This window comes from Paenibacillus sp. N119s (assembly GCF_059447605.1).
Genome location: NZ_JCAJRU010000070.1, coordinates 1 through 21,057 on the forward strand (window position 1 = coordinate 1; position 21,057 = coordinate 21,057).

Consider the following 21,057-nt stretch of genomic DNA (forward strand, 5'->3'; position numbering starts at 1 on the left):
CTCACTTTCTATCATGGGTCATTCTTGGCGGGATTTTAACCACGTGGCTGGCAGATACCGGATTGATCAATCAACTGTTACTAGCTTGGGGTTGGATCGACCAGCCGATTAGTTATTTAGCGGAGCCGGGCTATTTTTGGACTATCGTCGTCAGTTCGGATATTTGGAAGGAGCTTGGATGGTCAGCCATTATCTATTTGGCAGCAATGGCGGGCGTATCTACAGACATGTACGAAGCGGCCACCATTGATGGAGCAGGACGGTTTCAGAAAATGTGGTATGTCACACTTCCTGCGATCAAGGGCACAATATCCATTTTGTTTATTTTAGCGGTCAGCGGCATATTGAACTCTAACTTTGATCAAATTCTTGTCCTGCGTAACTCGCTGAATGAAAGTGCAAGTAATGTAGTTGATATTTATGTATATCAAGTGGGCATTCAGCAGGGACGTTTTTCGTATTCTACTGCGGTAGGATTGCTGAAATCGGTTCTTGCTCTCATTTTGCTGCTGATAGCCAATTCTGTAACCAAACGGATGAATAATACCTCTCTATTTTGAAGGAGGACGGATGTATGCAGCTATTGCGACGCAGAACAGCAGGCGAAGCGATATTCGATTTATTTAACAACGTTTTTATGCTGGTCATTTGTTTTGTGACGTTATATCCCGTGTGGTATGTGCTGGTAAACTCATTTAACGAAGGGACAGACGCAATGCGAGGCGGCATTTACTGGTGGCCGAGACTCTTTAGTCTCAGCAGCTATCAGGCTGTATTTGCCAACAGCGGCATTATGACTGCGATGGGAGTGACGGTCGCCAAGACGCTAATCGGTACGATTGTACATGTGTTTTTTACCGCCATGATTGCATATGCATATTCCCGTAGAGAGCTGATCGGGCGCAAGCTGTATATGCTGATCGGCACCATTACCCTGTTTTTCGGCGGGGGTTTGATTCCAACGTATTTGCTGATTCGTGATCTCGGGCTGCTGGACAGCTTTTGGGTGTACATTATTCCTGCGATGTTCAGCTTTTTTGACCTTATTATTTTTATGGCTTTTTTTCGGGAGCTGCCGGATGCACTGGAGGAAGCGGCGAAAATAGATGGAGCGAACGACTTCAGCATCTTTTGCCGGATTGTGCTTCCTGTATCCATGCCAGTAGTAGCGACAATTGCTTTGTTTCATGGGGTGTACCAGTGGAACGATTATTTTACTGGAATGATCTATATTAATAATACAGATCTTCAGCCGATTCAGACGTATTTGTACCGGGTTGTTGCCCAATCCAGCTCAAATCAAATGATGTCTGCCGCACCCGGAATTGTCGCCCAGTCTGTTACTTCGCAGTCCATTAAACTGGCGACGATGGTTATAACGACTTTACCGATTGTACTTGTATATCCATTTTTGCAAAAATATTTTGTCAAAGGGCTAATGATCGGCTCGATCAAGGGATAGCACATCATTCAAAGGGGAGATTTATGATGAACATTCGCAAATGGCAGAAGGGGCTGTTGGCCGTCGTGCTGCTGATAGGTCCGCTCGCGGGATGTACGTCGGGTGGAAATGGCGCTGCCACGGAATTGAAGGACGAGAAAACCAAGGCTACGGCAGATGCGCCAGGCTGGAAGGCGGATACAGAGCCGATTACGTTTGACTGGTATTTGAATTTTTCCTGGTTTCCAAACAAGTGGGGGACGGATATGACTTCGAAGTATGTGACACAAAAGACCGGGGTCAGTGTTAATTTTATCGTACCCGCAGGAAATGAAAATGAAAAGCTGAATACCATGCTCGCCTCCGGCAAGCTGCCTGATTTTGTCACGCTCAGTTGGGGAGAAGATGCGGTCAAGAAAATGATTGAGGGCAAGATGGTCCTTCCACTTAATAAGCTGGCTGAGAAATACGATCCGTATCTGCTTAAAGTGGCTGATCCTGCGAAAATGTCCTGGTATCGTCAAACAGACGGAAATGTATATGGGTATCCTAACGCGTCCTCTTCACCGCAGGATTACCAAAAATACGGCCAAAATTTTGTCTCCAATCAAACATTTATGGTTCGTAAGGATATGTACGAGGCGATTGGCAAGCCGGATATGAGAACACCGGAAGGATTTTTGAAAGCGCTTCAAAAGGCGAAAGAGAAATTTCCGGAGGTGAACGGTCAGCCGCTGATTCCGATAGGGTTTCACGAATTTACGGATAACGGAAATTATTCTTTTGAAGACTATTTACTCAATTTTCTAGCTATTCCTCATGAGAAGGACGGAAAGCTGTATGACCGTCGGTCGGACGAAGAGTACATTCGCTGGCTCAAAACATTCCGCCAAGCCAATGAGCAGGGCCTGATCGCCAAGGATGTATTTATCGACAAACGTCCGCAAATGGAAGAAAAGGTGGCACAGGGACGTTATTTTGCCATGCTATATCAGCGCTCTGATTTTGCTACACAACAGGTGACATTGCATGCGAAAGATCCCAACTCCGTCTACATTGCAGTGGATGGACCTTCCAACAGTAAGCTGGAGCCGCCAACGCTGGCTGGGCCGGGCATTTCCGGATGGACAGTGACACTTATTTCGAAGGATGTGAAAGACAAGGAGCGGGCTATTGAATTTCTGACTTATCTGATTAGTGAGGAAGGGAACCGTGATCTGTATCTGGGGGAGCAGGGAAAGCTGTGGGACACAGTTAACGGTAAGCCAGCCTTCAAGCCAGAGGTACTGGAGCTGCTGAACAAGGATCGCTCTGCTTTTGACAAAAAGTATGGCGCTTCCTCCACCTTCTGGATGCTGATGGATACAAATATGAGTTTGCAGTGGGCGCCGCCCAGCGTCGAACCGTATAAGCAGCCGGAAGATTGGACGAAAGGCAAGACTCACAGCTTCTCCCAATATGAAAATATCAAACCGACTGGAACTTCAGCAGAAGGCATTGCGTCAGGCCAAATAGACAAAATTTGGGGTAAGGCATTACCGAAGCTGTTGCTGGCTTCCTCGGATGAGGAATTTGACCAGTTGTTTGCTCGGTTTTTGGAAGACCGTAGAAAAGCAGGCTATGACAAGGTATTGGCTTATCAGCAAAAAGCTTATGAGGAAAACCTTAAGAAAATAGAAGAGTTCACGAAATGATTTTGTTTAATACTTTATCTATTGAATGCTGAGGATGTGATTTCATGTCAGGCCGTGTACGTTTTCAGATGAAGAGCCTGCTGCGCCGTCACATATGGCAGTGGCTGACGGATACGGCCGTTCAGCTAGGCGGTTGCTCTCTTCAAGTCAAGCTCATTGTCGCTTATATCGGAGTCATTTTAATCCCGGTTGTAGTGTTCTCGCTTTATACCTTTCATCAATTGTACGAGAACACCATGCACGACATTACCGTACAAAATCAGTATGTACTCGATACAGAACTGGCCCAGATTCACAGTAATATGGAAATTATGGAGCGGACCGCCCAGCTTGCGATTTCAGATCGCAACGTACTTCATTATCTAACCGAGGAACGTGAAATAAGCAGCGATGAGCTGGTTCAATTTAACTTAAATGTGTTTCCCAATTTACAGCATTTGCTCTACAGCAATCCCAACATTGAGAATATCCGGCTGTATACGAGTAATCCCCAGGCACATGAAATATGGCCTATGATTTTCAATGAATCACGCCTGCCTAAAACTTCCTGGCTGACAACGGCTCAACATCAGCAAGGAAGAATATGGTGGGATATATATAAGGGACCTAAGAGCTTATTGCAGGGGCAAGCAGGGCAGGAAAGTGAAGCGGTACGGTATATGGCATTGCTGCGTGAAATTCAGGCTAGTGGGGGAAAACACGCAGGCTTGGTAGAAACAAGCATGAGGCTGGAGCTCTTTTCACCTAAAGTATTCGGTACCCCGCAACGTGAATATGCATGGCAAATGTTCATTCTGAACGGCAAGAATTCTATCTCAAACGGTGGGAAATCAGTGTCTTCTACTAACATTGCTGCCGATTCCTTTCAATCCGGTCCCATTCCTATCCCTCTGTCCGATGTGCACCATCTGTTACAGTCCCGCGTTCAGGGACAGGGTGGTGTTTTTGACTTTACCTATGGGAATAAGCCTTATCTTGGTTTGTACCGTTATATAGAAGGGCTGGATGCGTATCTGCTAAATGTAGTGGCGCTGGACGGTCCGCTGGGTGATCTCCGTCAAAAGCGCAATGCCATGCTGCTCATTATTAGTATGTTAATTTTGTTGATGTCCGTCATTTCGTATACGTTGCACGCTCTTATTCTCAAACAACTGCATACACTGCGTGAATCTATGAAAAAAGTTCAGCAGGAGGGCGACTTCCAGCTTAAAATTCCAGTATATGGGCGGGGAGAAGTCGCCGAGCTGGCACTATATTTTCGCAGTTTGCTAGGTCGGATTAACGTGCTGATTGCTGAGGCTGTACACAAGCAGGCTGCTGCTCAGGAGGCAGAGCTACAAGGGCTCAAGCATCAGATTGATTCCCATTTTCTCTATAATACATTGGAAAATCTGAAAATGATGGCGGAAATCGAGCGGCAGTATCCACTGTCAGATGCTCTCACTTCCCTAGGTTCAATGATGCGCTATAATCTCCAATGGTCCGGGCCATGTGTCGCGTTGCGGGATGAAATCCGTCACATTCAGCATTATGTGGCCATTATGAACATTCGCCATGACAACCAGATTGAGTTGGACATTCGCCTGTCGTCGACGTTTATGGAATTGGAAATGCTGAAAATGTCGCTGCAGCCTGTAGTCGAAAATGCGATAAAACACGGTTGGAGTGCTTTACAAGGCCCATTGTGCATCACCATTGAAGCATACGCCAAGGAGGATATCGTGGAGCTGCGTATACAGGATAACGGAGTGGGGATATCTGCAGAAAGAAAAAACGCCATCATGGCTGGGCTGGTGCAGACGGAAATGGATTCCCGCGAGCATGGGATGAGTGGAGGGATCGGCTTGTTTAATGTGCATCGCCGTTTGAGTATGCAGTATGGTGTAGGTTATGGTATAAAACTGGACAGCATCCCAGGACAATCAACTACAGTAACCCTGATTTTGCCTAGACGTCATATCACAAGGGGGACGAAGCATGACAACCAAGCTGCTAATTGCGGATGATGAAAAGAACATTCGAATGGGGCTTCAAGCCATGATCGAACGGGAATATTCCGGTCTATATGAATGTATGCTGGTCAAGGACGGAAAGGAAGCCTGGCAGCAGGTAACACAGTTTTTACCCGAGTTGGTGATAACGGATATCCGTATGCCGATAATGGATGGAATTATGCTGATGCAGCATATTCGCAAGCTGGAGCCGCGACGCAGGCCTTTGGTAATCATTCTCAGTGGATATGACGAATTTCAATACGCGCGCGAAGCGATTCGTTGCGGAGCACGGGAATATTTGCTGAAGCCGATTGTGAGAGAGGAGCTGTTCGGTGCGCTAGCAATTTTGAACGAAGAATTGCAGCAAAGGAACGCTCTATTAAACGATGGTGTTGATAACGGCCAGATAGATAGAGTGACTGGGAGAACGGGCGTTGCCAGTGCGATTGCTGATAGAAGCGGCAGTATGACGCGAGCCATCCAGTACATCCATGCTCATTACAGCGATGATTTGAATATGGCGGTAGTATCCAATTCAGTATCCTTGAATTATACGTATTTTAGCCAGGCATTCAAAGCCTATACAGGTCTTAGTTTTGTTCAATATTTAAAGAAGCTGCGCATTGCAGAAGCCAAAAAGCTGCTGGAGTGTCGAGAGGGCAGAATTTATGAAATTGCGGCTACCGTGGGCTTTGACAATACCAAGCATTTTAACAAGGTGTTCCGTGAGCTGGAGGGGATGACTCCGCAGCAGTTTCGATTAAAGAGTTTAAAGGGTAATTGAGGATAAGGCAGGAGAAAACTTCACTGCCTTTTTACCCTTATCCTGATATAATAGATGAAGATACACATAACCATGGCCTTCGATCAGAAAGTTTGTACACATATCAGATAGACGCCAAACGGAAGGGGATAGCATATGGTTATTTATGAAACGGATCAAGCTTATATCATGACGACCCAGCATGACCATGCCCGCATTTCAGGTGAGTTGGCATCACACTGGGAAGACAGTGCCTTTAAAAATAGACGTCATAAACAGGATTTTATATATGCAGCAAGGGAGCATGACCGGGGATGGATTAGGCTCGACGCTGCTCCTTTTTGGAATGATTATGTGTCTGCCCCCTATACGTTTATTGATTTTCCGCTCAGTCCACGTTTTGTTTTCTACCGCCTCGGAATTGATGAAGTCGAGCAAGAGAATACGTATGCGGCGTTGCTGTGCAGCTTGATGTACAAGGAGCTCGTCGGACGGACCGAGCATGAAAAAGCTCAGGACAAGCAGGTTACGCATGCTTATCAAGAAGCGGAGGAACAGCGCCGCCAAAGGCTCAGACAGGAGCTGACATGCGGTGTAACCTTCGACCATCAAGTGCGGACAGATGTACGGAGAATGTTGTTTTGCGACGAATTAAGTCTGTTTCTATGCAGCCGAGAGCCGGGTACCCCTACAGCGGATTATGAGTGGTTTGCTGAAGGTTTGAGCTTCCCGGCTGTTCGTCATGAAAGCGGGCGGGTTCGGGCTGAGTGGCTATCGGATCAGACGGTAGGTCTGTCCTTTTTTCCTTTTAAGGGCAAGGTAGAGATTACTCATACTTTCAAGAAAGTGAATAAAGAGAACATTCGCTCCTTGGGTCTTCTGGAAGCATACCGTGCCTCCGGATGCACGCATCGAACCTTTACCATTAAACATAACATGGAAGTGGGAGAACAGAAGGAGAATGCCTGACTGTCTAATGATACAGCCTTGAACCGATGATCTTATGTGTTGTTCGGATGTATAGTGGCGTCAGAGTAAAGCCTCCCTGAACTATTATTCAGAGAGGCTCGCTTGTTTATTATTTAAAATTGTACAATTACGATTTTGCAGATGTTTTTGTACGGTTGACCATCGTCTGTACTTTATCCAATAGCTTATCGCGTGCTCCTTTATTTTTCATCAGATACGTAACACCCATTCCCAATGCCGCTACAATCCATTTTTTATTCTTCATCAATACGCCTCCTTATGATCATGCTGTCATACACTAATGCCTAAAAAGCATCCAAAATGTGAAATGATGAACAGGATTTTACGATTTAGTGATTCCTTGCACTCGTTCCGCATAACTATCATTTACCCTTTCCATCACATCTTACCCGTTCCTTCGGTAATGAAACGATTACGACTGTCTTTTCACGTTTAATGGATATTATTAAATATCCTGCCACAATGGCTTCAGACGCACATGACAGGGAGGTCTTTGTTATGAGAAAGAAGGAAGTGGTTGCCATGCTGCTGGCCGGCGGACAAGGCAAAAGACTCAAAGGACTGACCCGTACATTAGCCAAACCAGCAGTGTTTTTTGGAGGAACTTACCGTATTATTGATTTCCCTCTCAGTAACTGTTCTCATTCAGGAATAGACACCGTTGGGGTGTTGACCCAATATGAACCGTTGGTGCTTCATTCCTATATCGGCGTAGGCAGCGATTGGGATTTGGACCGCCTGGATGGAGGAGTTTTCGTTTTACCACCACACGAGAAAGAAAATGGAAACAACTGGTACCGGGGTACAGCGGATGCGATTTATCGGAACCTGCATTTCTTGGACCAGTATGACCCGGAGCATGTGCTCATTCTGTCAGGGGATCACATTTATAAAATGGACTATAGTCGAATGCTCGACTACCACAAGGAAAAGGGAGCTGATTGCACCATTTCGGTCATCAATGTTCCCATTCAAGAGGCCCAACGGTTTGGGATCCTGAACGCCGATGAGGACCTGAGAATATATGACTTCGAGGAAAAGCCTGAACAGCCGAAAAGTACATTGGCCTCTATGGGTATTTATTTATTCAAATGGGATATATTGCGTCATTACTTACTGGAAAGCGCAAGCGATTCTGAATCTTCACATGATTTTGGCAAGGATATCATTCCGCTACTGCTTCAGCATGGTCGGTCGCTGTATGCGTATCCGTTTGCCGGGTACTGGAAAGATGTGGGCACCGTTCAGAGCTTGTGGGAGTCGAATATGGATCTGCTGGTTCAGGACCCGCCGCTAGATCTGAATGACCCTTTCTGGCGCATCTATACCCGTAGTCCCAATCAACCTGCCCAGTATATAACCCATCGGGCAATCCTGAAAAACAGCATTGTAAATGAAGGCTGCATGGTGGATGGAGAGGTAAGACACTCTGTACTGTTTTATGGAGTTGAAGTCGGTGAAGGGAGTGTTATTACCGATTCTGTCATTATGCCGAATGTAAAAATCGGACGCAATGTACGTATTCATCGGGCGATCGTGAATGAGAACATGGTTATTGAAGACAACGCAGTCATTGGACCTGAAGATCATCTGAATGAAATTATTTTGTTCGATCAGGAAAGCCAGCTTCATGCACGAATATAACTCGGATAAGGACGGTGTCCGCTATGAGCCGACTCATTGGAGTGATCAACCTGGATCACGAATTGGATCAATTGAAGGAGTTGACTTATTTCCGGTGCGGGGCTGCAGTACCCTTTGCTAGTCGGTATCGGCTCATTGATTTTACCTTATCTAATATGATGCATGCAGGGGTGCATGATATTGCACTGTTTATCCGCCGCAAATACCGTTCGCTGCTGGATCATTTGGGTGAAGGTCGGCCATGGGATCTAGACCGCAGAAGAGGCGGGTTGTTTATATTACCACCGGACTGGAACGATCCGACGGATGCTTCACGTGGGGATTTGCAGCATGTGCACAACAATCTGGACTTTTTCCATCGCTCATCAGGGCAAACCATTGTTCATGCAGGAACTCAGCATATCAACAAGGTTGATATAGAGGATGTATATCGGTATCATCTGGAAAAGAAAGCAGATGTCACCCTAGTTTATAAACCTATCCACCAACTCGAAACGGAGCATGCCCCTTGTGTACGGCTGGAGATTGATGAGAGCGGACGAGTGACCGGTATTCATCAGGAGCAGGATCATCATAATATTTATCTGGAAATGTTTGTGATGGACAAAAGCTTGTATCTGGATCAAGTGAGGCATTGCATTGCCCATCAGGATAATCATTTCTTTCGCGATGCGATTCAGAAAAATCCAAGTGGACTGCGCATCTATGCGTATCGCTATGAAGGTTATCATGCAGTTATCAATTCCATCGAGAGCTATTATAAAAATAGCATGAAACTGCTGGATCAGGAGCAATATCAAGCCCTGTTCCAGAATCAGCCGGTGCATACCAAAATCAAGTATGAAGCCCCGACTCGCTATACGTACAGCGCCGAGGTAGATCATTCCCTTGTTGCCAACGGCTGCACTATTGGGGGCAAGGTCGAGAATAGCATTCTTTTTCGTGGCGTACAGGTAGAGGAGGGTGCGTGCGTAAGCAACTCGATTATTATGCAAAAATGTGTGATTGGCAAAGGCGCAGTTGTGCAGAATGTGGTTCTTGATAAAGACGTGCAGCTTTCAGCAGATCGAACTCTGATTGGAGACAGTAGAGTTCCCTATGTGATTGCTAAGAATAGCGTGATTTAAAAGATCATACTTAGCCATAAAAACGGAATTAACAGGAGGTACAACTTTGTTCAGCAATAAAGAAGCATTTAAGCAGGCTTTTCGAGAGCAACTGGTCGGAAGGCTGGGTAAACCGATGCAGGAGGCTCAGTCGGAAGACGTATATAAGGTATTAGGTGGCATGATTCGTGAACAAGTTGGCAAGAATTGGGCCGAAACAAATCAAGCCTACAAAGAAGGTCAAGAGAAGCAGGTTTATTATTTTTCACTGGAATTTTTAATAGGTCGTCTATTGGGCAATAATCTGCTGAATTTGGGCGTATTGGATATGGTTCGAGAGGCATTAGGGGAATTGGGCTGGGATCTGGAGGAAATCGAAGCCCAGGAAGCGGATGCTGGGCTAGGCAATGGTGGTCTTGGCCGTCTGGCGGCTTGTTTCATGGACTCATTAGCATCCCTTGGCTATGCAGGACATGGCTGTGGGATTCGATATAAATATGGTCTGTTTGAGCAGCGTATTGTGGACGGAAATCAGGTTGAATTGCCGGATTACTGGCTACAAAAAGGGAATGTATGGGAGGAACGCCGTCCTGACAAAAAGGTCGAGGTTCATTTTTGGGGCCGCGTGGAAACCCGTGAACAAGATGGACGCCTTGTGTTCGAGACACGGGATGACGAAACGGTCTGGGCTGTCCCTTACGATATTCCGCTGGTCGGCTATGGTCATGCGCAGGTAAATACGCTGCGGATTTGGAGTGCTGAATCGGCACTTGATCCCGTGCGGGGACCGATTCGAGGCGAGGGCGGCTATTACCGTTTTCTCGACTACAATCGATCAGTAGAATCCATCTCGGCCTTTCTCTATCCGGATGATTCCAATTATGAGGGCAAGCTGCTTCGCTTGAAGCAGCAGTATTTCCTCTGCTCGGCTGGTTTACAGAGTATTTTGCGTACGTTTGAGAAGCTTCGTTTACCTTACAGCCAGTTGCCCGATAAAATAGCACTGCACATTAACGATACCCATCCGACGCTGGTTATACCGGAGCTGATGCGTATTTTGATAGACGTAAAGGGCTTGGGCTGGGATGAAGCGTGGGATATTACAACACGGACCGTTTCATATACGAATCATACGATATTAAGTGAGGCGCTGGAACAATGGCCTGTCAACATGGTGAGGGAACTGCTGCCTCGAATTTACTTGATCATTGAGGAAATGAACAAACGTTATTGCGCTATGTTATTAGAGCGTTATCCGGGTCAGGATATCAAAATTGGTGAAATGGCGATTATTCATAATGAACAAATTAGCATGGCTCATTTGGCTATCGTCGGCAGTTATAGCGTTAACGGAGTGGCTGCATTGCATACGAAAATTTTGAAGGAACGAGAAATGAAATCATTTCATGAACTGTATCCTGACCGGTTTAATAATAAAACAAATGGGATTGCCCATCGCCGTTGGCTGATGCACGCCAACCCGGAGCTGGCAAGCTTGTATGATGAGACGCTCGGTGTACGCTGGAGAACCCATCCACGTGAGCTCATCGACCTGCTTCGTTACAGTGAGGATGAGGCGTTCCAAAAACGGATTCAGGCGATTAAGCAAAATAATAAGATCAGGCTTGCTGAGCATGTGTTTGCAAAACAGGGTGTACGACTGGATACATCCTCCATTTTTGATGTGCAGGTCAAACGTTTGCACGGATATAAGCGACAATTGCTCAATATTTTGCATGTAATGCATCTATATAACCAGCTCAAAACTAATCCTGCACTGGATGTGACGCCACGCACGTTTATTTTTGGTGCGAAAGCAGCCCCCGGTTATTTTCTTGCCAAACAGACGATTAAGCTTATTAACAATGTGGCGGACACCATCAACCGGGATGTAGATGTCAAGGACAAGCTGAAAGTCGTTTTCCTTGAAAATTATTCGGTCTCGCTGGCGGAGCTGATTATTCCTGCGGCGGATGTCAGTGAACAGATTTCTACAGCAGGCAAGGAAGCATCAGGTACAGGTAACATGAAATTTATGATGAACGGCGCGCTGACTCTGGGCACATTGGACGGTGCTAATGTTGAAATGCACGAAATGGTAGGCGGTGCCAACATGTTTATTTTTGGATTGAAGGTCGATCAGATTGAGGAATATTACCGGAACGGCCAGTATTCGGCACGCAAAATAGCCAACAGTGATGAAAGGCTACGTGAAGTGCTGGATCAACTGGTAAACAATGCTCCTTTTACACGGCATGAACGGGAATTTGAGGCCATTTATCAATCCCTGATTGACCATAATGATGAATACTTTGTGCTTAAAGACTTTGCAGCCTATGTAGATACGCAGGCTCATATTGAGCAGGTGTACCGAAATCCCTCGAAGTGGACACGACGTGTTATTGTAAATATGGCCCATTCCGGAAAATTCTCCAGTGATTGCACAATTCAGCAATACGCGGCTGAGATTTGGGACCTTGTACCTCTATCCAGCAATGTCAATAAGCGAATTGTGTTTTAAAATAGCGAAACAGGCGGAATAGCATTGCTTTTCAAACGCTGAGGGTTATAATGACAGTATAGACTAAGTAAGGATGGGGGATGTTTGACCTCATTTCTGAACTTGAATTTGTACTGTTGAAGGAGTCCTCCTATTGATAAAGTTCAATCCGAAAAGGCTCAAATCTCATAAATCAAAGAAGAAGTACAACGTGTTTCAAAATATATGGCGGGCAATTCGTCTGAATTTTATCAAGTTGTTGCGCGCCCCTGGAGGAGTTAAAAAGATCTCTTTGGGCTTCGCCATTGGCTTTGGTCTGGAAATGATCGTGATTTCCACGGCCTCTCTGGTATACCTCGTGTTTTATCCGATTGTTCGGTTGTCTGGTGGTTCGCTGCCTGCGGCCATTGTGGGTAACGTTGTAGGCAAGCTGACCTTTTTACCGATTGTACTGATGCCATTCGCCAAGCAACTGGGAGCTTGGATCTATCCATCACATTATCCGGTACATGTCAGGGGCGGTCGACTTCACGAGCATTCTTTTATGGAGCTTTTTCACGGCAACTGGTCTGTATTCAGAGACTTGCTGCACGGAGGTCTCCACATCCTGATCGGCATGTCTATTTTCGGGATCGTGCTGGGTATAATCTCGTATTTTGTCATTCAGGTTTTGTATAACCGTTCGCTCCACAAACGGTTGGAAAAACGGAAGCTGCGTCATGGCGCAGGATTTTCGCCTACCCGATTGCTGAAGAATGGCTAATTTAATGCAAAAGAAGAAGCTCCTTAAGCCTATCTTTAGGCCTAAGGAGCTTCTGTTGGATTTATGCAACTTTTTACTTTTGTGTCACGTCTAAGGATTATGTGTACTTCATCCTATGAGTATTTATATAGACACAGGAGGAATCGACGAAATGAACAAATGGAATTCTATCACAGCTACAGTCGCAGCACTCTCAATCCTGTTGGGAACGGCTCCAGTGGCAATGGCACAGCAACCCGCTGCTGCCACAACCCCAGCTTCAAATGCACAAACTTCTGTTAACTTGGACCCAACCGCCACTAAGCGTCTAACGGATGTCCTAAACACATTAGCAGGGAAACAAACAATAGAGTTTACAAGTGTGTACACTGACGCATGGGCGGTTTACGGTACCTTGAAAGGGACAGCAAATGCAGATTTCATCCAAAATTATGACTCCAAGAAAGGAATCGTGCAGTCCACCAGCATCATTTATAAGGCCGCTGATATGGATAAGGTGATGCCCCCTGATTTGCGCAGTAAAGTTGCGTCATTCCTGAAAACATTCGATACTGATAAAGTTTTCAAAACGGAGGCCTTCTGGCGTGTATATTCCCCGATTGACGAAGGAGGATTCAAAAATTACTGGGTGCTATGGGGGAAAAACCAAAGCATTTATATTCACCTTGATCAAGGAAATAAAATAATGGCCAGTTTTTTGTATTCACTCAATGACGTTAAAGCTGCCCTGACCAACAAAGCGAACCGTTCGCTAAAAACACTGGGCATTCCTACAACCCAACCGTTTGAATATACGCTTCGTCAGCAGGAGAACAACGATACCGTCTGGCACTTCAGGGATGAGGATGATATTAACATTGTGCTGATCGGCGTGAAAACCGGTAAAGTATGGGCTGTAAAAAATGGGTATGGCATGGACTGGGACGGAGATAAGGATTTTGCCAAAGCATTTGCTAAGCCCAAGCTCAGTAAAAATCAGGCACTTTCAGCTGCCAAGTCGAAAGTACAATCTCTTTTTGGAATTAATCTGAAGGGATATACTGTGCAAATAAAGAAAAACGAATATACATTCTTGAAAAAAGGTGCAGCTACGGTTGTGGGAAAAATCAATAAAAAGGGCGTATTTTACTCACTAGAAGCTATGCCTGCAAATGGAATTCGGAATTAAGTAAAGGGTCCTACATTCGCTTCTGCCGCTCAAATCGTATACAATACGTGTGCATACAACACTGGACGAAAGGTTAATGTACATATGAGGAGTGGTGAAGTTGCGGAAGATATGGCAAATCTACTTAACAGACTGGAGAAATGTATTCAAAGTATCGACCGGGACTTTATTAGTCATTGGTATCATTCTTTTGCCTTCTGTCTATGCATGGGTGAATTTGAAAGCGATGTGGGACCCGTATGCGAATACATCTGGTATTAAAATTGCAGTAACCAGCCAAGATCAGGGTGCTGAGGTGAATGGTAAAAAGATTAATATCGGTGACGAGGTTATACATAGCCTTCAAAATAACAAGAAGCTGGGTTGGACTTTTGTCAATGAAGCAGAAGCACGAAAAGGGGTGCTGAACGGTGATTATTATGCCAGCCTGCTGATTCCGAAGGATTTTTCAGAGAAAATTACAAGTGTGTTGACGGAAAATCCGCAAAAGCCGGAAATTGATTATGCTGTGAATGAAAAAATCAATGCAGTAGCTCCGAAAATCACCTCCTCAGGGGCAACCTCTCTGACAAACCAAATTAGTCAAAACTTTATTGAAACGGCCAGTCAGGCGGTTTTGACGAAATTAAAGGAAGCCGGAGTCAAGCTGGAAGAGGAGCTTCCGACGATTCGCAACATTGAAAATCGGGTGCTAGAGCTGAACAATCGATTGCCTGATATTGATCGGTTGGGTAAGCAGGCATTGGAGCTGGAGCAGAATTTACCCAAAATTAAGGCCCAAGGACAAAAGATCATTGCCTTGAAGGAAAAAATACCTGAAATTAACCGCGCTGGCGACTTGGTGCTTAAAATAGATAAAAACCTGCCTGAGTTGGATAAGGTGGGCGCAGTTATTTTGGATATTCAAAAAAGACTGCCTGATATTCAAAAAGCCGGTGATCGAATTGTTGAACTGGATCAGAATTTCAGTAAGGTAGAAAGCGCACTGGCCACCGCCTTGGAGGACACGCAAACAGCCCTTAAGGTCATTAATGCTGCTCAAACAGCCCTGCCGGAAGTACAAAAAATAGCCAGTACAGGCAAGGATTTTACAATCGGTATAATCGACTTTCTGGATAAAAACGAGGGTGCGCTTGATTCGATCGGAACTGTAGTTAAAGAAGACTTACAGTTGGTGCAACAAATTGCGAATGAAGTTTCACAAATTACAGGCATCATTCGTGGTGTGGATTTTGATTCTAAAGCCGCACAAGCCGCGGCGAATCGGATTAGCGGCAGGCTAACGACTGCCATAGGTGTGCTGGATCATATTTCTCAATTGTTGAACCGTGTAAACGGATATTTGCCTAGCCAACCTCTGAATTCACTTATTTCCCGGGTAAACTCGGTAGAGGACCGTTTTCGCCGATTGAACAGCACGGTCACTAGTATCAGGGATGCTATTCAGCGTGGCGAGAAACCTGCCCAAAATCTGCTGGATGACGCTGATCGCCTTGCAGGCGAAATCAGTAGTGGAATTGACGGCATTTTGAACAATTATGATACGGAATATGCACCTGCTATTCAAAAGGCGCTGGATCAAATCAAATCGGTCGCCCGCAATTCAGCCAATGTGCTGGCCACAGCTCAAGAGCAGCTCCCCAATATTGAAAAGCTATTAAATGACGCACAAGCAATCACGGAATTCGGGCAGCAAGAGCTAACACGTCTCCAGCAGGACTTGCCACAATATCGTCAAAAGCTGCATGAAGCAGCGACGACGATACAGGGACGCATGGGTGAGTTTACGAATGCTGTGAACAAAGCGGCAGACTTTGTGAAGCACGATTTGCCCACGGTCAAAAGTAAAATTCATCAGACGGCAGACTTTGTCCGCAATGATTTGCCGAAGGCGGAACAACAGTTTGTTAAAATGGCAGACTTAATTGAAAACAAGTTTCCAGAGGCTGAAAAAGCGGTACACCAGGTAGCCAATTTTGTCAGAACTGATCTTCCGGCTGCCGAGGATTCCATACGCCAGGCTGCAGACACCATCCGCAAGCTTAAGGGTGAAAATGCGCTTGGAAGAACGATCGCGTTGCTTAAAGGGGATGTAAAAAAAGAAAGTGATTTTCTCGGTAGTCCAGTATCGCTGAAGCAGGAGCGGATATACCCGATTCCTAACTACGGGTCTGCGATGTCGCCTTTTTACACTACATTGTCGATTTGGGTAGGGGCGATGCTCCTGGTCTCCATGTTCAGGGTAGATGTGGATGACCCGGAAGGACAATATAAAAGCTACCAAGTATATTTCGGACGGCTCATGACATTTTCCACAATTGGTATTTTTCAGGCGCTGAGCGTATCTCTCGGTGATTTGTTCCTGCTGGGAACATACGTGGATGCCAAAGTAGCATTTGTACTGTCCTCTATGCTGATCAGTCTGGTGTTTACCGCCATGACCTATACCTTGGTTTCGGTGTTCGGCAATATCGGGAAAGGTCTGGCAGTCATCCTGCTGGTGCTTCAATTCTCCAGCTCAGGAGGGACATTTCCCATTGCGACGAGTACAACATTTTTTCAGACCTTGAATCCGATCGTACCGTTTACTTATGCAGTTAGTCTGCTGCGGGAAACGGTAGGAGGAATGTTGCCATCAACGGTCACACGAGATGTAGTGATGCTGTTTGTGTTTATCGGAATTTGCTTCCTGTTTGGATTAGGGCTTAAGAAGCCGCTCAGCAAAACTACGAAGAAAATGGCTGAGCGAGCGAAAGAAACCAAATTGATTCCTTGATTGTTGAAAAAGTGAGTTACAGTGGTTAGTTGACGGCTCCGAGAAGGATTTGATCTTACGATCGCTGTTGCCACGGGATTCTTTGGGTTGAATAAGACATGAAGTGGCTAGAATCCCGTGGCAAAGGCGAACGCTCCGCTTCTCCAGATTCAAATCCTCCACTTCGCTGGCATCCGCCGTAAAGTCACTTTTTTTAACATTCGGCGGGTTTTATGGGGATTTGGCCTTCGCATGTAATGCTTCGGCATGGTGCGGAGGCTTTTTTGCATGCGCCGTCCAACCCTAAAAATGTATTTTTGGGTGTTTCAAAGGGGAATGTTCTGGTGAATAAACTGGGTATGGTCTTTTTTGTGCAATTTTTGCGGCATTAAAAAAATCCATAAGCAAAGGCGGGAGACGGTATGGAATATTCATACTTAGGAAAGTCGGGCTTGAAGGTTAGTCGGTTATGTTTGGGCACAATGAATTTCGGACCGGAAACAGAAGAAAAGGATGCTTTCAAAATTATGGATGCCGCGCTGGATGCGGGCATTAACTTCTTTGATACGGCTAATGTATATGGCCATGACCGTAAAGGCTGGACAGAAGAAATTATCGGACGGTGGTTCCAGCAAGGCGGCGGAAGACGCGAGAAGGTCGTATTGGCGACCAAGGTATACGGGGACATGAAAAATGAAAATGACGGACCCAATGCAGGATCAGGCTTGTCTGCTTACAAAATTCGCCGTCATTTGGATGCATCGCTGAAACGTCTGCAAACAGACCATGTTGAGCTATATCAAATGCATCACATTGACCGCAACGTGTCATGGGATGAGCTGTGGGGCGCATTCGAGTCCGTAGTGGATCGGGGACAAGTTGGTTATATCGGTTCCAGTAATTTTGCAGGCTGGCATATTGCGGTGGCTCAGGCTGAAGCGAAGGCACGGCGTTTTCTGGGATTGGTATCGGAGCAGCATTTGTACAATCTGAACGAGCGTTCCGCTGAACTTGAAGTATTACCGGCAGCTCAAGGGTTGGGTCTGGGTGTAATTCCATGGAGCCCGTTGGCGGGCGGACTGCTGGGACGCAATGCGTTAGCAGGTACAGGTTCCCGTAGCGCACGTGCCAAGGAAAAGGTAGAGCAGAATCGTACGAAGCTGGAGCAATTTGCAGCGTTGTGCCGTGAACTGGGCGAAAAGGAAGATGTGATTGCCCTGGCTTGGGTGCTATCCCGTCCAGCCGTGACGGCTCCAATTATCGGACCACGGACATTAGAACAGCTAGAGGATGCTCTGCGGGTACCTGAGGTTAAATTAAGTGAAGATGTGCTTGCCAAGCTAAATGAGATTTTCCCAGGTCCAGGAAAACCTGCGCCAGAAGCCTACGCTTGGTAAGCATATCTCTTACTTATGATTAAGCAACATTCTTTTTGAGAATAATTCCCAAAAAAAACAGCAGATCTGGAGTAGTCTCCTTGAGCTGCTGTTTTTATACTAATCGGAAAAACTAACAACTATTCGTTAATCTTTCGTACTATCCGTACATACTCCCTGGGGAGAAAGGGAATGCTTATTAGGACAGGTTCAGTGAAATGAGCTGATTGGAATTTGTAACTTTTATTTGCTGGTAACATCTGGTTGCTCATCGCTGTTTTTGTGTGAATATTACGTTCAAGTCTCCAGCCCACGATAAGCAATAGGATAAAGAGACTGGTGCAGATCATCATTTTGCGCATCAACACATGAACCACTCCTCTGTATGAATATTCTCCATTTATACAGGGTGCTATACGCAAAAAAATTTACCTTTACTATCTCCCCGGTAAACTATATAATTAAAACTAATTGTATATTGCTTTACCCGGAGGAGCCTGCCAACAGCGGGCTCTTTTTGTATTTTTTCGTTAAATTGGAAACAGGAGGCACAGAAAATGATGGCGGAGATGAACAATGAGAGCATTATGGTGTGTGTCCATTATGGTCCGCACGGACAACGGTTAATTCAAAGAGGCAGCGAATTATCCCGGTTACTCGGGGCTCCTTTATATGTGTTAACAGTGGAGGCAACAACAGATCCTGAATACAACCAAAACAAGGAACAATTCCTCTCAGGATGGGAAAAGCAGACAAAAGATGCTGGAGGATCGTTTCTAATTCGTAAATGCAATGGGAAAAAGACAGCTGAGGTGATCGTGGAAACAGCTCAGGAAAAAAAGGTTACCCAAATTATCATTGGTCAGTCTAGTCAGACGCTATGGCAAGAGATTACCCGTGGTAATTTTGTCAACGATTTAATTGAACACCTGGGGCCTATTGATCTTCATATTGTGGCTGTGCAGCGTTATCCCGAGCTTTTAGAGCACTCGCATGAGAAGGGATTTTCCGCTTATTTGGTAAAGCGGGATGGAAAATATGTACTGAGCGAAGAGCCTGGTGGAGAAGATACGATAAAAGGAATATTTTTTCGTGAGCTGGATACTGATTTCAACAGCGGTCTATTCAAAATCGTTAGAAATGGGGAAGCCCAGTACTTGAGAATTCTACAAAGTGAATGGGTAAAGCCGCATTCCTAGGGGGCATATAAAAAAAGTAAACTTATATAGGGGGAGTGCTCGATTGTGTTGCATGTTGCAATTTTGATTCCATTCATGCTGGCTGTCCTAATCCCGTTGACCAAGGGCGTTTCGCGCTTTCATACAGGTTGGATAGTCTTGCCCGTACCCATAGCTCTTTTTCTGTACTTCCTTACAAGGATATCGGACATTCAGGCTGGAAATGATACGATATCAACTATATCATGGATGCCTTCACTTGGGATTAATATTACGTTGCATCTGGATGGGCTGAGCCTGCTATTTGCTCTGCTGATTACGGGAATGGGTGCTTTGGTGATCTTGTATTCCATTTATTATCTTAATAAGCAAACGGAAGCGATTCGCCATTTCTACATCTATTTGCTCATGTTTATGGGAGCAATGCTTGGTGTCGTTTTGTCTGACAATTTGATGGTTCTATATGGATTCTGGGAGTTAACCAGTATTACATCATTTCTGCTGATTGCCTTTTGGCACCGACGGGAGAGATCCCGGTATGGAGCTTTGAAGTCGATGCTAATTACTGTCTTTGGCGGGTTGGCGATGTTGGCGGGGTTCAATCTACTCTACGTAATGAGTGGAACATACAGCATTCGAGAGATTATAGCCCAAGTCGGCTTATTGACTGAGTCCCCGTTGTTTATTCCGGCGATGCTGCTGATTCTACTGGGGGCGTTTACTAAGTCTGCACAATTTCCTTTTCACATCTGGTTGCCCGATGCCATGGAGGCGCCGACACCTGTCAGTGCTTATTTGCATTCAGCTACAATGGTTAAGGCGGGGTTATACCTTGTGGCACGTCTTAGCCCCGTATTCGCTGGACAGTCCGAATGGTTCTGGTTGGTTTCACTTTCAGGTCTGGTCACGCTTTTTTATGGATCATTTAAAGCGATTAAACAAACAGATCTTAAAGCTCTGCTTGCCTATTCCACTATTAGTCAGCTTGGTCTGATTATGTGTTTGCTCGGGCTGGGATCGGCTTCTGCCTTTTTTTCCGATACACAGGAGTCGTTATTCTATACGACGGCTACTGCGGCGGCCATCTTTCACCTGATCAACCATGCCGTCTTTAAAGGCTCTCTATTTATGGTGGTTGGTATTGTCGACCACGAGGTGAACACTCGGGATCTGCGCAAGCTCGGCGGTTTAATGTCCTTAATGCCAGTCACCTTTTCTGTGGCGTTGATGGGGGCTTTCTCGATGGCAGGGTTACCACCATTCGGCGGTTTTCTGAGTAAAGAAATGTTCTTTACCGCTGTGTTGAATATTCGGGAGTTGGATGTTCTGAATACACAGTCGTGGATGATTCTAATTCCGGTGATTGCATGGATTGCCAGTGTATTTACCTTTGTTTACAGTATGATTTTTGTATTTAAAACTTTTACTGGTAATATCCAGCCGGAGAAGCTCGATAAAATACCGCATGAAGCACCGCTGGGCCTGTTAATTTCCCCCGTCCTGCTAGTTTCACTCGCTGTGGTATTCGGCTTATTTCCTGATCTCTTGTCTTATTCTCTGATTGAGCCGGCTATGGGCTCGATCTATAACGAGCTATTGTCGCCAATGGAAACCTTCGGTGTCTCCATTCATTTCTGGCATGGTTGGACACCTGAGATATTCATGACACTGGGCGTTATCGCTGC

Annotated in this window: 16 protein-coding genes; 15 read left to right on the plus strand and 1 reads right to left on the minus strand. The window is 45.6% G+C overall.

Annotation, left to right across the window (positions count from 1 at the left end):
- The 6 genes from AC5V8P_RS10575 to AC5V8P_RS10600 all read left to right on the plus strand — a co-directional run.
- The coding region (locus AC5V8P_RS10575) for an ABC transporter permease subunit (RefSeq protein ID WP_495473628.1) at positions 1–560 on the plus strand (560 nt) is incomplete at its 5' end.
- 14 nt (positions 561–574) lie between these two features.
- The gene (locus AC5V8P_RS10580) at positions 575–1,462 is read left to right on the plus strand and encodes a carbohydrate ABC transporter permease (protein ID WP_064797948.1); all 888 of its coding nucleotides are present in this window, start codon (positions 575–577) and stop codon (positions 1,460–1,462) included.
- 26 nt (positions 1,463–1,488) lie between these two features.
- On the plus strand, positions 1,489–3,135 hold the full coding sequence (locus AC5V8P_RS10585; RefSeq protein WP_064797947.1) for a type 2 periplasmic-binding domain-containing protein: 1,647 nt from the start codon (positions 1,489–1,491) through the stop codon (positions 3,133–3,135).
- 44 nt (positions 3,136–3,179) lie between these two features.
- A complete protein-coding gene (locus tag AC5V8P_RS10590; RefSeq protein ID WP_064797946.1) occupies positions 3,180–5,141 on the plus strand; it encodes a sensor histidine kinase in 1,962 nt (653 codons plus the stop codon).
- Complete coding sequence (locus AC5V8P_RS10595) at positions 5,113–5,913, plus strand: response regulator transcription factor (RefSeq protein ID WP_064797945.1); 801 nt, start codon at positions 5,113–5,115, stop codon at positions 5,911–5,913. Before AC5V8P_RS10590 ends, AC5V8P_RS10595 begins: the two co-directional genes overlap by 29 nt.
- 135 nt (positions 5,914–6,048) lie before the next feature.
- On the plus strand, positions 6,049–6,861 hold the full coding sequence (locus AC5V8P_RS10600) for a DUF3891 family protein (protein WP_064797944.1): 813 nt from the start codon (positions 6,049–6,051) through the stop codon (positions 6,859–6,861).
- A 127-nt stretch (positions 6,862–6,988) separates the two neighbouring features.
- Here the strand turns inward: AC5V8P_RS10600 and AC5V8P_RS10605 are convergent, their stop codons facing one another.
- A complete protein-coding gene (locus AC5V8P_RS10605) occupies positions 6,989–7,126 on the minus strand; it encodes a hypothetical protein (protein WP_167669726.1) in 138 nt (45 codons plus the stop codon).
- Between the two features lie 254 nt (positions 7,127–7,380).
- On the opposite strand from AC5V8P_RS10605, the gene AC5V8P_RS10610 reads away from it, so the two are divergent.
- The 9 genes from AC5V8P_RS10610 to AC5V8P_RS10650 all read left to right on the plus strand — a co-directional run.
- Positions 7,381–8,526, plus strand: coding sequence for a glucose-1-phosphate adenylyltransferase (locus AC5V8P_RS10610; RefSeq protein ID WP_064797943.1), 1,146 nt, complete (start codon positions 7,381–7,383; stop codon positions 8,524–8,526).
- 23 nt (positions 8,527–8,549) lie between these two features.
- Positions 8,550–9,653: a glucose-1-phosphate adenylyltransferase subunit GlgD gene (gene glgD / locus AC5V8P_RS10615; protein ID WP_064797942.1), complete on the plus strand. Its 1,104-nt coding sequence runs from the start codon at positions 8,550–8,552 to the stop codon at positions 9,651–9,653.
- Positions 9,654–9,699: 46 nt separating this feature from the next.
- Positions 9,700–12,153, plus strand: coding sequence for a glycogen/starch/alpha-glucan phosphorylase (locus AC5V8P_RS10620; RefSeq protein WP_064797941.1), 2,454 nt, complete (start codon positions 9,700–9,702; stop codon positions 12,151–12,153).
- A 133-nt stretch (positions 12,154–12,286) separates the two neighbouring features.
- Positions 12,287–12,895, plus strand: coding sequence for a DUF2062 domain-containing protein (locus tag AC5V8P_RS10625; protein ID WP_063208643.1), 609 nt, complete (start codon positions 12,287–12,289; stop codon positions 12,893–12,895).
- Positions 12,896–13,046: 151 nt separating this feature from the next.
- Positions 13,047–14,063, plus strand: coding sequence for a hypothetical protein (locus tag AC5V8P_RS10630; RefSeq protein WP_064797940.1), 1,017 nt, complete (start codon positions 13,047–13,049; stop codon positions 14,061–14,063).
- 100 nt (positions 14,064–14,163) lie between these two features.
- The gene (locus AC5V8P_RS10635) at positions 14,164–16,839 is read left to right on the plus strand and encodes a YhgE/Pip domain-containing protein (RefSeq protein ID WP_064797939.1); all 2,676 of its coding nucleotides are present in this window, start codon (positions 14,164–14,166) and stop codon (positions 16,837–16,839) included.
- A 401-nt stretch (positions 16,840–17,240) separates the two neighbouring features.
- A complete protein-coding gene (locus tag AC5V8P_RS10640; protein WP_064797938.1) occupies positions 17,241–18,215 on the plus strand; it encodes an aldo/keto reductase in 975 nt (324 codons plus the stop codon).
- Between the two features lie 536 nt (positions 18,216–18,751).
- Entirely contained in the window at positions 18,752–19,393 is a 642-nt protein-coding gene (locus AC5V8P_RS10645; protein ID WP_064797937.1) for a universal stress protein, read from the plus strand.
- 75 nt (positions 19,394–19,468) lie between these two features.
- Positions 19,469–21,057: proton-conducting transporter transmembrane domain-containing protein (locus tag AC5V8P_RS10650; RefSeq protein WP_495473629.1), on the plus strand; the 1,589-nt coding region annotated here is incomplete at its 3' end.

Excerpts from the sequence above, each read along its gene's own strand:
- AC5V8P_RS10580 (WP_064797948.1), top strand. The coding sequence starts at position 575 with ATGCAGCTATTGCGACGCAGAACAGCAGGCGAAGCGATATTCGATTTA.
- AC5V8P_RS10585 (WP_064797947.1), top strand. The coding sequence starts at position 1,489 with ATGAACATTCGCAAATGGCAGAAGGGGCTGTTGGCCGTCGTGCTGCTG.
- AC5V8P_RS10590 (WP_064797946.1), top strand. The coding sequence starts at position 3,180 with ATGTCAGGCCGTGTACGTTTTCAGATGAAGAGCCTGCTGCGCCGTCAC.
- AC5V8P_RS10595 (WP_064797945.1), top strand. The coding sequence starts at position 5,113 with ATGACAACCAAGCTGCTAATTGCGGATGATGAAAAGAACATTCGAATG.
- AC5V8P_RS10600 (WP_064797944.1), top strand. The coding sequence starts at position 6,049 with ATGGTTATTTATGAAACGGATCAAGCTTATATCATGACGACCCAGCAT.
- AC5V8P_RS10605 (WP_167669726.1), bottom strand. The coding sequence starts at position 7,126 with ATGAAGAATAAAAAATGGATTGTAGCGGCATTGGGAATGGGTGTTACG.
- AC5V8P_RS10610 (WP_064797943.1), top strand. The coding sequence starts at position 7,381 with ATGAGAAAGAAGGAAGTGGTTGCCATGCTGCTGGCCGGCGGACAAGGC.
- glgD (WP_064797942.1), top strand. The coding sequence starts at position 8,550 with ATGAGCCGACTCATTGGAGTGATCAACCTGGATCACGAATTGGATCAA.
- AC5V8P_RS10630 (WP_064797940.1), top strand. The coding sequence starts at position 13,047 with ATGAACAAATGGAATTCTATCACAGCTACAGTCGCAGCACTCTCAATC.
- AC5V8P_RS10640 (WP_064797938.1), top strand. The coding sequence starts at position 17,241 with ATGGAATATTCATACTTAGGAAAGTCGGGCTTGAAGGTTAGTCGGTTA.
- AC5V8P_RS10645 (WP_064797937.1), top strand. The coding sequence starts at position 18,752 with ATGATGGCGGAGATGAACAATGAGAGCATTATGGTGTGTGTCCATTAT.